Annotated in this window: 10 protein-coding genes; 2 read left to right on the forward strand and 8 right to left on the reverse strand. The window is 35.9% G+C overall.

Annotated features, from left to right (window positions below):
- Positions 1-225: 225 nt before the first annotated feature.
- Together ABIB50_RS25105 and ABIB50_RS25110 are read right to left on the reverse strand one after the other, a co-directional pair.
- Positions 226-888, reverse strand: a complete 663-nt coding sequence (locus ABIB50_RS25105) for a porin family protein (RefSeq protein WP_429384438.1) — start codon at positions 886-888, stop codon at positions 226-228.
- Between the two features lie 468 nt (positions 889-1,356).
- Entirely contained in the window at positions 1,357-2,757 is a 1,401-nt protein-coding gene (locus ABIB50_RS25110; protein WP_429384441.1) for an undecaprenyl-phosphate glucose phosphotransferase, read from the reverse strand.
- Positions 2,758-3,549: 792 nt separating this feature from the next.
- Between ABIB50_RS25110 and ABIB50_RS25115 the strand changes: the two genes are divergently transcribed.
- Positions 3,550-3,783 (forward strand): hypothetical protein, encoded by a 234-nt coding sequence (locus ABIB50_RS25115; RefSeq protein WP_429384443.1) that lies wholly within the window; start codon positions 3,550-3,552, stop codon positions 3,781-3,783.
- A gap of 315 nt (positions 3,784-4,098) precedes the next feature.
- Here the strand turns inward: ABIB50_RS25115 and ABIB50_RS25120 are convergent, their stop codons facing one another.
- Positions 4,099-4,599, reverse strand: a complete 501-nt coding sequence (locus ABIB50_RS25120; protein WP_429384445.1) for a hypothetical protein — start codon at positions 4,597-4,599, stop codon at positions 4,099-4,101.
- 1,332 nt (positions 4,600-5,931) lie between these two features.
- On the opposite strand from ABIB50_RS25120, the gene ABIB50_RS25125 reads away from it, so the two are divergent.
- A complete protein-coding gene (locus tag ABIB50_RS25125; protein ID WP_429384447.1) occupies positions 5,932-6,306 on the forward strand; it encodes a hypothetical protein in 375 nt (124 codons plus the stop codon).
- A gap of 2,095 nt (positions 6,307-8,401) precedes the next feature.
- On the opposite strand, the gene ABIB50_RS25130 is transcribed toward ABIB50_RS25125, so the two are convergent.
- The 5 genes from ABIB50_RS25130 to ABIB50_RS25150 all read right to left on the reverse strand — a co-directional run bounded on the left by ABIB50_RS25130 (position 8,402) and on the right by ABIB50_RS25150 (position 13,733).
- Positions 8,402-8,677, reverse strand: coding sequence for a hypothetical protein (locus ABIB50_RS25130; protein ID WP_429384450.1), 276 nt, complete (start codon positions 8,675-8,677; stop codon positions 8,402-8,404).
- 1,444 nt (positions 8,678-10,121) lie between these two features.
- On the reverse strand, positions 10,122-10,517 hold the full coding sequence (locus tag ABIB50_RS25135; protein ID WP_429384452.1) for a response regulator: 396 nt from the start codon (positions 10,515-10,517) through the stop codon (positions 10,122-10,124).
- A gap of 84 nt (positions 10,518-10,601) precedes the next feature.
- The gene (locus ABIB50_RS25140) at positions 10,602-10,982 is read right to left on the reverse strand and encodes a response regulator (RefSeq protein WP_429384455.1); all 381 of its coding nucleotides are present in this window, start codon (positions 10,980-10,982) and stop codon (positions 10,602-10,604) included.
- A 306-nt stretch (positions 10,983-11,288) separates the two neighbouring features.
- Positions 11,289-12,425, reverse strand: a complete 1,137-nt coding sequence (gmd, locus tag ABIB50_RS25145; RefSeq protein ID WP_429384457.1) for a GDP-mannose 4,6-dehydratase — start codon at positions 12,423-12,425, stop codon at positions 11,289-11,291.
- A gap of 603 nt (positions 12,426-13,028) precedes the next feature.
- Positions 13,029-13,733: a transposase gene (locus ABIB50_RS25150; RefSeq protein WP_429384460.1), complete on the reverse strand. Its 705-nt coding sequence runs from the start codon at positions 13,731-13,733 to the stop codon at positions 13,029-13,031.
- Positions 13,734-13,868: the final 135 nt, after the last annotated feature.

Consider the following 13,868-nt stretch of genomic DNA (forward strand, 5'->3'; position numbering starts at 1 on the left):
GATTATCGAAATCTGTAGATTACTAGAGCGAATCAGTAAAAAATTTGATGGTGGGTTGGAAATTTACATTTACACGGAAACAAAATTATAACATTTAGTACCAGCTAATGCGTGACCATTGAACTATGAACAAACATTATTGTAGTCGGTAATTTCATATACGGAATTTGGCAACAATATTCATCCTGGGTTTGACTAACCAAACTAGCAATGGAAATATGTAATTTATAAAATATTAATCTCTGCAAACCTATAGCTGATGCCTAAACCAATAATCCTATTCTTTGAGTAAGGTGTAGAATTAACATTGGATAGATTGCGAAGGCCAAACGTATATTCTGCTTTCATACTTATGCGTTCAAACTCATAACCCATTAGGAAATTAAATCCAAAATCATGATTGCGAATATTTTCTTGTAAAGAACCGAAGTAAAGATCGTAATCGTGATGGTCAACATTTTGACCCTTAATAAGGGTATTGCCTGAATTTTTTCCTTCTAACCCGTAACCAAAGTAAGGCCCGGCGCCGAAAAAGATTTTACCCTCTCCTATATTGACCCGATATACCATATCGATAGGAAAAAGCAGGTAGCGCAGGGTAATCCTATTGCTGATCGTGCCGGTAGACCCGTTAACCTCGATTGAAGAAAGATTATTCCCCCCGTTTGTGCTAAATATTATCCTGGGTTGAATTGCAAAATTCGAGAACGTAATGTCGACCATGCTTCCGAAATAATAGCCGTTTAGTGCGGAAGAACTTAAATGAGTGTTATTCCCATAAATGAATTGTGACGAATTGACACCGCCTTCAAGATTAAAAAAAACCTTTTGGGCGCGTGTTGTTTGGAATCCAATGAGGATAGTTATAAATGTGATAATTGTTTTCATTGATAAAGGTTATAAATCTCAATAATATTAGAGCCGCTATACCCCTTCTTTGGTGTTTAACTAATCTAATAGTGCTACTTATCCAACGATATTTTAATCTAAAATATTAAAATTCTTTATAATATCAATAGCATTTATTTTTATAAGGTACTTAAATAATAAAAGTGATGATGAGTGAAGTGCGCTTACCCCACAATTAAAGCAGTAAGTTCTTTGCGTAAGGTATAAGTAGCCAAATGGCCTGTATAATCACAATTATAATCATGCTGGTAAGAATATTGTTCTTTTGTCAAAGGGCGATTGTTTTGTATGAGATTAATAACCGAAGTTTAGCTTTGGTCGTGTTTCAACGGCGCCAGCAAGAAAATGTTGCATTATTTCCCTTAGAAATCTATGCAGCAATTATGAAACTAAAGCTAAAAAAACCTCTTTTGAAACGATGCTAAGATACAACGGGAAAGCTGTTTGTTAATAAGCATTTTCTTCACCCCTCACAGCGTTCCAGACTGTTAAGAATATAATTTTCATATCTAGTAAAAATGACCAATTTTCCAGGTACCAAACATCAGCTTCAACTCTGAGCAGCATTGCTTGTGTGGTTTTTGTTTCGCCGCGTAAACCGTTGACCTGTGCAAAGCCGGTTATCCCGGGTTTAAGAAAATGCCTGACCATAAACTTGTCGATAAGTTGGGCGTACTGTTTAGTGTGATTTATCATGTGTGGCCGGGGGCCAACAACCGACATGTTGCCGATAAGTACATTAAAAAATTGTGGCAGTTCATCTAAACTGGTTCGCCGTAAAAAAGCGCCCAGCGCTGTTATCCGGTTATCATTTTTAGTTGCTTGCTTTTTATGAGAATCGGCATTAACAAGCATGCTTCTAAATTTAAAGCATTTAAAAGGTTTATTATCTCGCCCGGATCTTGTTTGAACGAAAAATATTGGACCTTTTGAACCTAATTTTATTAAAATTGCTAATATCGGGAAAACCCAACTTAAAATAAATATAATAACAAATAATGAAAAGGCAAAATCAAATATTCGCTTTACGATCCTATTCAGCATATTTTCTAATGGCTCTGGACGGATTGATATCACTGAAATGTGTCCGAAGTTTTCAATAAGGGTGGGTCGTTTTGCAAAATCAAAATATTCAGGTACGAACTTAAATCGTATCAAGTTTTTGTCAGCCTCTAGCATTAACTCTTCAATACGGGTTGCATCCGTGGTTGGCAATGCGCAAAAAATTTCATTAATATTATTCGCTATAACGTATGGCATACACTCGTGTATCCTGCCTTTATAATTGCGAAATTTGCCCTCCGTTTCAGAATTATCATCAAACACACCCATTAATTGGTAACCTGACTCATCGTTGGTTTCAAAGAAGTGATACAGATCGTGTCCAGCCCTTCCCGCACCAAGCATAACAAAAGTTCGTTTACCTATCAAAGCGTTACGTTCACTTTTACGAAAGCTTAAAAAAACAAGTTTCCAAAGGCTTAGTAAAAAGCCGAATAATGCTAATGAGTAAAACAAAAATTCTCCGGTTACCAAAAATGGATTGTTGGTAATTAATAAAAGAGCTGTAATGCTTATCAAACTAAAAAATAGGAAATAAGTCTTTATAACTCCCCTATAGGTTTTAATAGAATCTTTTATCAAAACCTGTTCATACAATCCTGCAATATTTGCAGCAAAAAACCATATTAAATTAAAAAACAGGACTACGGGTAGGTAACGATTACTAGTTCCAAACAAAAATTTATTGACTGAGAAAATATATACGGAAATCATACTTAAGTTCAGTAAAATATAATCTACACAAAAATTAATTGCCTTAAACAAAGTGGTATATCTGTTATTCATGTTATAATTTGCTTCCTTTGTTATGTTTGATATTTTTTACAACTAACTATCGCAAATATGGTAATTATTAGACGTTAATAATGGGATTTTTTTAACAAATACATCGCGTTGTGATTAGTCTACCACGATAGAAGGGAAGCGGACTACAGGAAGGAAGTAATCGACCTGTTCAATCTGAAAAAATGCTTGATATATCGTCTGTTATTACATATTTAAAGGCACCCAACCGGAAGTTATTGACAATGTTCCGGAAGGTCGGCAGGTTATCAATCGAAATCACCGTTTGCTGCCAACTTTAGGAACCCTAATTTGAACACTTTTGGCGTGCGGAGTTTGCTATCTAAGTTGACAGTATAGTTTGATTGTTCCATTTACGTTAAGTGGTTATGATTGATGATAAACTAATAAGACATCTCATCCTGCACAACATGTTTGGTGAAGATGAACTTTTTTAGAGTGCCGCCGATAAAACCGGTGCCAAGTCAAGGTATTTATAATCGGATAAACAGTTTAGATGGGTAATGTTGAATTTAAGTAGTATCAAATACTCCATTCTATGCCGTCATTTTTAAAGTAGAGGATTATCCTTGATGGAGGTTATGCAAATTGTAACCAATTCTTGTCTAGCTTCACTGGCAGTTTGAGTTGCTGCCGGGAGTTAACAGCGGTTGCGAAAATGTAAAATTTCTAATTTGATTGTGAGATGTATTTACCTATAATGTCGTATATTTAGCATGCAAGTGTAGGGTGAAAAAAAATTATTTGACGGTATTTGCTTTTAACATAGCTGAAATGAAAAAAATAAATTCAATAATTGAAAAAGTTAAGGTCAGCCGTACCGCTTATTGCAAAGAAAAATGCGGCCTTATGACGTCAATGCCTGATGTTGTATTTGAAATCAAACAGAATATAGTTGAAGCTTATAATCTTTCAGGCAACGAGGTTAATAAAACAGAAATAACACCAGATCATCTTAATTTAAAGTATAATTGGGCATTATTTTTCCATGTTTTGAGAGAGGATTAATCTATTACGCATTGCGCAGCTAAATCCCATAATAGCAATGTAATAAGATTCTATTGGATATAAAGGATTGATAATGACTGAGCGTGGCAGACCTGTGCTGGGTGAGAGTAACTACTAAATCTAAGCGAGAGCGTTTTTAGGTTCGGTAGAATTACCTGATTACATTTCGAACTTATCGGGCGAACAGCAGCTAAGTTAAAACCGAAGGGGAAAAGGGCAGTCATTGTTTGTTCCGCTAGAAAGTAAATCGAGGGAGTATGCCAGCGTGTTAATATGATGATGATGGGGCGATTTGGAATAGTTGCGTTTAGGCTATTAACGCTTTATAATTACGACTAATAGCTGTATTATTACTCCGAATAGCGCTGCGTACGCCGCATACCGAGCCCATTTGGCCGTTTCCCTTGTAACGTCAACCGATTCCTTTGCAATCCGTACAGCTGTAATATTGATTTCGGCTGATTTCCTATTTTCTTGTAATGATTTGAAGTTATAAAAGGCTGTAGCTGTAGCGTTATGAAGTTCCCCACTTCGAAGCACGTTAATACCCTCACTAGTCAAAGCCATTAGGGCGTCCGATGTTGATTTTACTAATCCTATCAAATTCAGGTACACCAATTCTTTATCAAGCGTTTTTACGTATTCTATATACTCAATTTTCCATGAGTATTCTTCTTGGGAATGTTCCAAAACTTTCTGGGTTAATAAACCTGTTAAATTAATAATATTTACGTCCCTGTTTTCAAAAAGTACTTCCATAAGGAGTAAGTGAAAGTACCTTCTCGTAAATAGTTTAAAGGTGTAATCTTCGTTCATAGTTAAACAATGTCCATTAATTAGCGTATAGTTTAAGCAACTAATTTACTTATAAAAAAGTATGATTTCTACACAAATTGTGCAGATATTTAGTTGAGCGCTACTTATCCTGGACAATTCCGCAATCCGCCTTCTTTAAAACAGTAACCGTCTCAAAAATGTTTTGAAAAGGTTACTCAAATTAATGGATTGCTACTTTTTAACACATTAACTACTTTTTTGTCAACGTGCACCGCATCATCTGCCGGTGTTAGCTTAATACCTTATTAGTCTGCGTCAACGCAGGTAAGTTCGGCTTAAAGCTAACTAATAATTGAAGTATACTAGGTGTAAATTAAATTACGATTAATGAATCGGCAGCAACACGGTTAGAACTAGTGCTAGACCTGATAATATAGATGCCGGACACCGGGCGGCCGACCACAAATATTGCTGCAAAGAAGGTCCGATATCTACTTCTCTTCGAAGACTTTATAAGAGACAATATCTTGAAAACAATGAATAAAAGCACCGCTATAAATAAAAACTGAGGACATCAATGAAAATATTGAATATAGAGACGGGTATATCGGGTAGAATTGCTTTAAGCTTATCGTTAATTGCCAGGACCAGAAGTTGAACGCTATTAACGCAGTTACTGAAAAAAGGGACTGCGATCAGTTATCAGATAGCAAACGATACTTAACAGCTCAATAGACATTTTAGGTTTCTGCCAAACCTGCCATAAGTTATAAATAGATTTTTGTGTCTTGCTAAAGAATGTAGTAACAACAAGAATAAGTTACTACATTAAATAATGATTGAGAACGTAGCCTTGCTATTCATCTTGAAATGTTTGAAATATATCCTAAGTTCACCGCAAGACCGGTTTTGCGGAGGTATCCATGAAAAGACTCACTTGGCCGACACCGAAAATAAGAGTGAAAATACCTCTGTAGGCTGCATTGACAAAGAAGAATTGGGGTCTCTATAAGTTTTTTTTGATTATTGAAAGGAACACTTTTCGTTAAATTTTTGCAACTGAGGGGTGGCTACTTTGGTAATCAAGGCATTTATCTTAATTATGTTTAGCGCCCCTGTTTTATTGTCCCAGTTTGATAAGGAGTTTATTGCAATATTTTACTAATACCCGGCGCCCTATCCACTTTAAGAATTGAGTTTTATCGGGGGGGAGGTTTATTAAGGCTGCTGGCTTAACACTTAGAACCCTACCGCCCAATCCTGAGTTACGAATATTGGGATGCTTCCTGACAATATTTGACTAAAACAATTTGAGATGTCGCATATCGAAACTTTTTGGAGCCAGTTTCGTAATAATACAAAACTGATTCAATGGATTTTGATACTTTATCTACTAATCAAAAACTTAACATTTTGTTAAACGCTCTGTTAGTTGTAGATGATGGGGTAATCGACGAAATAAAAGTAGCCCAAACTTTTGACTGTAGGATATCCAGCATTCGGGACGTTGCAGAACGCTTAAAATCGGATGGATTTATAAAAGTTAAACAGCTATATAGAACGAGATGTACGCAACAGATTTCAATTACCCCGAAAGGTAAATTATTTACTTCACATGGAGGCTATGCTGGTAAAGTATATAAGCTTGATAAATTGTATCCGGTTAACTACATCAATGCATTTAATGCTTTTTCAAAGTGGGTTAATCGCCTAACGATTTTTTGCTTAGTGTGGTTCCAGGTTTAATAATATCGACCGTTTATTATATGATTTTTAATGAAAATTGCAGAATGGAATATTGTATTACGGAAAGGTGGCTAAATCAGAGCGTGATATGTGTGCGCAGACAAGTTACCTACCATTGGGTTCCAAAATATTTTCAGGAATAAATGGGTATCATTTCAAGGTACTAACGCTAATTCTTGATGTTTTTTTAGATTGATTAATGCTTGGACAGGAAATTCCAGCATCTCGTCGTGCCTTTTTAATGAAAATAAAAGATATCCCTTACACCCCAGAGAGCAATTGAATTTCCCCAGCCCTAGACAAAATTAAAAAAAGTTACACGAATAATAAATGTAAAATAAACAAGCCCCTGTCGACTAGACGCCAACAGAGGCATATTAGATTTAAAAAACTAGTTAGTATAACAAATTTAATAATTATTTAAGGAAAGCCAAACATCAACCTTTATCACTATTGCCCTCTTCAAGCCTAGATAAGTGCGGTGTGTACTGCGCCGCGCAGAAGTAAGCTGTTGCGGGTACTAACAATTGTTTTATTCATATGCACCATTCTAATTGCATAATGTCATATACATGGCAGCTAAAATTAACATTATCGATGATTAAGAGTCGACTGAAATGAGAATTGGTTTAATTTATGTGTCATTTTACCTAAATTAAACCATATATACATCATTTTTACCTGGCATTGGTATAGGATTCATAGTGAATATTATTTGAACACAATAGAACCTGATGGTCAATCTCTCCTTAACGACATATTGGTTAATCCAAAGGAATTACGGGGAAAAGAGACGTACCAAGCTCTTTCTGACGTCATGGAAAAAGGTCAAAGAGCAAGGCTTAACTTTAGAATAATGTAAATTTCCCATTTGTGAGTCAGCGTTATAAACACTGCGACACGGTTTTATAAGGCCATATTGACGAATTATTGTTGTGCGATATCAAAACGACGTCGCATTTTTGAAAAGTATTATTTCGGCTGAATTGTGGTTGCAAGTAGCGCAAACAATAATGTTTGGATTAAATGCACCCTATAATTTGCCTACGGAACACAATGAACTTGTCAGACATACTCCCTGAAAGAGCCGATGTACAGGTAAAAACCGCTGAGCGTGCGGGCATTACTCCCTTGATTGAAATCAACTCTATTTCCCGGTAACATTTTAAAAATAGTTGTAACTAATTGTTAATCGCAGCCGTTTAACTTGTGTAGCCAGTTTGGGTTATCAAAAAATTTTTATTATTAAAATGAAATCTTTTTTCCAATTGATGGATAACGGCATTAAGTTGTTTTTTACAGTTTTGGTGCTTTTCGTGATGTTATTAATTTTTGTCTATCGTAAAGCAAAGACCATAACCGAGCGGATGGCAACTAATATGTCAGAAAAATCAGCTAATTGGATTGGATTACAAGTAAATCGGGATAAAACAAAACAAACACACTCGACTCAATAAAAACAGCCAGCCCCAACCTATAGAAACAATAATGTAAAGAGCGCATTTTCTTGCTTGAAAGACTGATTTCTCAACGTTAAAATAAATAGTCGTAAAAAAATACTTGTTGGCTTAGCTGATAGTCTAAAAGAGGTAATCAAAAATCGCCCATTCAAAGCAAGCCATTTTGACTACTTAGCATTTATGCGTTCGAACTACCTTGTGCAATCCATGGCCGTTGACCGTCGCCACAACTAATTGCAAAGTAGCGAATTGAATAAGGTTGATTATTAAGTTAGGTTTACCAGCTTGCCGGGTGAAAAAAGTTTAACCGAATAAAGGCAATAATTACTATCTTAGTGCTTTCATTTACGCTTCACGTAATTGTGATAAGATTAGGATAATGCCCCGATGTGCGATACGTAGGGGCATTTATTTCTAGAAGAATGGAAAACTTGCCGATTTCGAACAAAAGATTGATAACTATTAGACTTTTTGTCGAGCTAACTTTAATTCATTTTTTAAGGGAAAAGGTAATCAAAACTGATTGCCGATAATCATTTCTTAATGATCATTAAATATTGCGAGCGACTTAGGGACTAAACCGACTATTTTATCTAGGATATTCGGTCAACATAGCTAAACTACAACAGGTCAACCTATAATATTTTGCTGATATTTTCGCGGGTGAATGAATCAAGTTCATAAGCGCACTGTTTAATCAGTTCGAAGGCTTCCAAATAGTCTTGTTTGGTTTCAGCAAATTCGAGTAATTGAATTAGTCCTAAAATTGAACAAATTGGCCCCCTAAGTTCATGTGAATTCGACCAGTGTACCTGGGGTAGGGTCTTATTTACAGATTTTAAATTTTTGATAGAATCAAGTCGCTTTTGCTCTTTATTATTGATATCGGTACTGTCGGTAATGAAAACCATTTCGCAATTCTCCTTATTAATAATACTAGTTGAGAGGCAATATTGCCTGTAAATATTGAGGCCTACCATCTTCTACGTTGTCAAGCCCAGTATTTTTAATTTGATCTGTATCGTTTCCAGTTCGTTAAAAAACTTTATTCTTTGTTTGAAAGGCACTGCTATTGGTGTTATTAAGAATTTTAGCCGGCGATAATCCCAGAGGATTTTGGCAGTATCATTAAGGTTAACCAACCTTAAATTGTTATTTCGATTTATCCACCGGGGATTTTGGTTTGCTTCTGAACGTCGCCGGTATCCAGGCTCGGATCGGGCAGGCTGCCGGTTCATTCTATTGATCTCACAATACAATACATAAGCCATGCCAATTACGAAAATAAAATTAATTAAATTTCTGAATAAATCTTGATTTTGTTCCTTAAACGTATTTGTCAAAACGAGGATTATAGAGCCCGGCGATAAGAGCCAACCATTACCGATTGCAAATAGCGCAAGAGAGGTTTTAAACGATTTCAACATTACTCTTTGTACGAAGGGACTATCGTTAATGTTAAGTTGTTTGTGGTTTATTTTTATAATTAGTTTAATGGATTCAACTTACTAGCAAAATTACAGACTATTTTGCACAATTCTGGACTGAACGGCCGGCTAGTTGCAATTATAGCAAGGTCAGTCTAATTTATTAACGAGAATATGCAATCCGTTTGCAACTCAATTCATTATATTCACTGCTCACCCGTTTAGCTCGTTGTTTTCTGTCCGCATGGCAACGGATAGAATTGCACATTTTTTTTGAACGAGTCTGAAATGTTTAGTGTATACCACCACAACCTATTTTAATAATAACAATACTGGATAAATGTTAATATGGCACATAATTGTAATTTTAATGACCTATAGCCGAAAGACTGCGCATTCGATCTTTATAAAGAAGTGGGATGTATTTGTAAAGTCGAGGTCATTGTTGCCCAAATCACGAATTATTTTCTACACAACTATATGCTTGTGGATACCGTAAAGATTAAATTCAGCATGTATACCGAGGTGAACTCAATCAGTCAGCGCTAAGATGCTGATACTAACGACCCCGTTATAACGTGTATTCTTACGCAGATGGATGTAGGTATATCTGTTATCCTTGTTACGCCCTATTTAAATTTACGAAATAGATATTCTCGAGAATATGCAACGCTCCCAAGTTCCGACCAGCCGGAGGTACCTTTCTATCTCCTTACATTTGTTTTCCACTTCCAGCAGGTCATTTTCACTTCTTAAATTTAATAGACCCATGGCAACTTGCCTTGTAATGGTAGAATGGTAAAGAATTATTATAATGATCTTCGTTGCAATTTTCTGAATGCTTGTACCTAGTCCCGTGATCCACCTTCCTAAATAATTCATACGAAACCCGGCGGGTTTACACAAATTCTGGAGGCATGTGTGATTTTTAACCCTGCAACTGCGCGATTTCTAATAATTTTTCTGTTGTCAGGTTTTTATTGATATAACCTGTTATAGATTTATCTGCTTTTGCCCTATTAATGTCGGCGAGATTAGCGGACGAGGAAAGCATAAATATCTTTGTGTGTTTACGGTTAAATCCGATTTTCTTATATTCTTCAATAAAGTCAAAACCATTCATACCGCGCATCATTATATCAACGAAAATTAAATCAGGCGTAATGAATTTTTCTCGCAGCATTTTAAGTGCATCTTCCGGAAATTGCGTTACGACAAAGTTTTCCGCAAAATTTACCCGTTCAATTATTTTGGTTGTAATAAAATTGTCAAGAAAGTTATCATCAATTAACAGGCAGTTTTTATAAGGTTTGTTAATTCTCATTATTCTAAAATGATTTGTTCGGTAGTTTAACTTAACACCGATTGTTTTAATGATAATATTTTAAGGTACTAATAATTAGATTTATTAGCTAGCCAATTGCATTAAGATGTTTGGAGTTAGCGATTTTGTTAAATATTTTGTTATATACTTATTACTCTCAGCACGATTTATGTCGTAAGGATCTATGGAGGACGATAACATAAATATTTTCGTATGTTCCTTGTCTATGTCCATCTTATCATACTCAGTCAAGAATTGAAAGCCATCCATTATAGGCATTCTTATATCCAAGAAAATTACGTCGGGGTGTACGGTGCCGTTTAGTAATAAATTTAATGCGTCTTCGGGAAACTCACTAATGATAATCTCATCTGCAAAGTTAACTCTCTGTATAATTTTACTGTTTATAAAATTGTCTAATTGACTATCGTCAATTAGCAAGCAGGTGTTAAACGGTGCGTTCATAAATTCAAGTTTCTCAAAGGATGCTAAATTCGTGCCAAAATTATTTGCAGGGAGCGTCTATGGATATACCAGCTGATTCAGATGATCCAAACTAAGTTTTCTAGACTTTCATTGAGAAATAACCGAAAAGACTTTGATTCAAAATTCTGCCATTATCTTTTGAAGAGTAAATCGCTTCGATATTATACTATTGTGCTAGAAATGCCTGAGCTAATCCGGTAAATGCCCCTTAAAAAACGAGGTGCGAGAGCCGCGGAATTTTCATAAAGATCGATTGGTGGTTGTAATGTAGTTTGAAAACAACAACTATTCGAAATAGTTCATGGTTTTAAAACCACCTTTTTTCAAATAATCGTCTTTCTTAACCATTTGTAAATCAGATTCCATCATATCCTTAACCAATGCAGCAAGGTCATACTTTGGTTTCCAACCTAATTGGGTTTTGGCCTTTGTCGGGTCACCTATCAACAATTCCACTTCGGTTGGCCTGAAATATTTGCCATCAACTTTAATAACCGTTTGGCCAGGTTTAAGTAAATCAGGATTCAACCCTAATGCAGTGGCTTTTTCTTTGTCTATGTCAATTATGACACCACGTTCGTTCTCATCTTTCCCGCTAAATTCAAGTTCTACGCCCACTTCGGCAAACGCCATTTTTATAAAATCTCTAACAGTGGTTGTTACACCGGTAGCAATAACATAATCTTCGGCTGTGTCCTGTTGCAACATTAGCCACATGGCTTCAATATAATCTTTAGCATGGCCCCAATCGCGGCGTGCTGAAAGATTACCTACATATAGGCAATTTTGCAAACCTAAGACAATTTTTGAAGCAGCACGGGTAATTTTACGAGTAACAAAAGTTTCCCCGCGTATAGGGCTCTCGTGATTAAACAATATACCGTTGCAAGCGTACATACCATAAGCTTCGCGATAATTCACGATGATCCAATAAGCGTATAGTTTTGCTACTGCATAAGGCGAGCGCGGATAAAATGGCGTTGTTTCGCTTTGCGGCACAGCTTGTACCAAGCCATAAAGCTCGGAAGTTGATGCCTGGTAAACACGGGTTTTTTTTGTTAAACCCAATAGCCTAACGGCCTCCAGGATACGTAAAGTGCCTGTACCATCGGCGTTAGCAGTATATTCGGGCGTTTCAAAACTTACCTGTACGTGAGACATAGCACCCAGATTATAAATTTCGTCGGGCTGTGTTTCTTGTACTAACCTTATTAAATTGGTTGAATCCGTTAAATCGCCATAATGAAGTTTAAACTTAACATTAGGTTCATGCGGATCATGATAGAGGTGATCTATACGATCTGTGTTAAATAAAGAAATCCTTCTTTTAACACCATGTACAAAGTATCCTTTTTTTAATAAAAATTCTGCAAGATAAGCGCCATCCTGCCCGGTAATACCTGTAATTAATGCTACTTTCATTTATATATTTAGTAAATAAAATTTCGAATTGCAATAATATCCAATTTAATTGTAAAACTAACACTAAACGGATATGATAAACCCTAATAACCAGGTTTGTTTAAAAAAGATTGGAGTATGGCAAAATTATCCAATGCCTGCAACATTATTTATGTCGATAACCCAGAGAAAGCTTGTATTTGTCATACACGCTTGCTAATAATCACTTAGATTTGGAATCTTATAATTTCCGTACGACCACTAGCAACTAATGAAACACGCCCGTATGCATTTAAGCCACCAGTGATATACGCTTACTTACGTAGAATTAAAAAAGCCGCGGGAACAGCTTGTATTGTTGAAGGTAAATCCAAGAATGGGTAAACAGCGGATCCATTATGGTTACATAATCATGAAATAATTTCCACTTTCTATACAGATCACACACCATAAACAACTTATCTATCTGCCAAGAAAACGGTTAATGCGCTGCTTTCAGCAATACAATAAGGCCGACATAATTTTCCGCAACTGCTAAAAATGTCTACGATGGCATGCCAGACAACTGTATAAATCGAGCAGTTTAAAACCGCACAGGTGCTTAGATTGAGCATTGAGAAACGTTTAATTAAAACACATATAACTGACGTGGAAAAACATACAAGGTTTGGATATCTTCAAAACCAATTGCGTTTCAAATTCGTGACTAAAATCTTTTTGATATAATCTGTCCTGTTTCACACAAGAAAAAATTCTTAGAATTATCTTATTCCTTATTGCATTAATTACCGACATTTTCGCTTTTCCCTCTACCTGAGTTTTCCTAATGTAATAAGCAGTAATCTCAGGAATAGTTTTTTTTGACATTAAAACGCAAATATGCAGAAGGGACTTCAACTTTTTATTAGCCAAAGAAGAAATTTTACGGCGCCTTTGGATAGTTCCTGATTCTTGTGGGAATGGCGCAACACCGGCATAGGAGGCAAATTGTCGCGGATTATGAATGTCTATAAATTCATTAGTAGTAATAATAATGTGCAATGCAGTTACAATACCGACCCCAGGGACTGATGTTATAATCTGCGTCAGTCGATATAAATGTTTATCATCCTTTACAATAGAATTCAAGAGGAGATTAATTTGTTTTAAATCAGAGTCGATAGCCTGCATACTATTTTTGGAAAGTTTAACAGATTCGAGGTGCAGGGATTTGTTCATAAACGACATAGATTCTTTAATAGGAGTTTTGATTGCCTTTTGCAAGTCTACAAGTCGACTTCGCAATGCCGTTAAATTTACTAAACGCTGTATGACCAGCCGCTTGGCCATTCAAAACTTCAGTTCATCGACGCTTCTGCAAGCATATTGGGCAATCCGAATTGAATCGATTTTGTCGCTTTTCCTCGCACTATACCTGAAGAGTATTTGATTTTAACGCGTCAACTAGCACAATGTTAGCTTTTA

The organism is Mucilaginibacter sp. UYCu711 (genome assembly GCF_050433825.1).
Classification (GTDB): Bacteria; Bacteroidota; Bacteroidia; order Sphingobacteriales; family Sphingobacteriaceae; genus Mucilaginibacter.

Coding starts and splice junctions, on each gene's coding strand:
- ABIB50_RS25105 (WP_429384438.1), bottom strand. CDS start 888: ATGAAAACAATTATCACATTTATAACTATCCTCATTGGATTCCAAACA.
- ABIB50_RS25110 (WP_429384441.1), bottom strand. CDS start 2,757: ATGAATAACAGATATACCACTTTGTTTAAGGCAATTAATTTTTGTGTA.
- ABIB50_RS25115 (WP_429384443.1), top strand. CDS start 3,550: ATGAAAAAAATAAATTCAATAATTGAAAAAGTTAAGGTCAGCCGTACC.
- ABIB50_RS25120 (WP_429384445.1), bottom strand. CDS start 4,599: ATGAACGAAGATTACACCTTTAAACTATTTACGAGAAGGTACTTTCAC.
- ABIB50_RS25125 (WP_429384447.1), top strand. CDS start 5,932: ATGGATTTTGATACTTTATCTACTAATCAAAAACTTAACATTTTGTTA.
- ABIB50_RS25130 (WP_429384450.1), bottom strand. CDS start 8,677: ATGGTTTTCATTACCGACAGTACCGATATCAATAATAAAGAGCAAAAG.
- ABIB50_RS25135 (WP_429384452.1), bottom strand. CDS start 10,517: ATGAGAATTAACAAACCTTATAAAAACTGCCTGTTAATTGATGATAAC.
- ABIB50_RS25140 (WP_429384455.1), bottom strand. CDS start 10,982: ATGAACGCACCGTTTAACACCTGCTTGCTAATTGACGATAGTCAATTA.
- gmd (WP_429384457.1), bottom strand. CDS start 12,425: ATGAAAGTAGCATTAATTACAGGTATTACCGGGCAGGATGGCGCTTAT.
- ABIB50_RS25150 (WP_429384460.1), bottom strand. CDS start 13,733: ATGGCCAAGCGGCTGGTCATACAGCGTTTAGTAAATTTAACGGCATTG.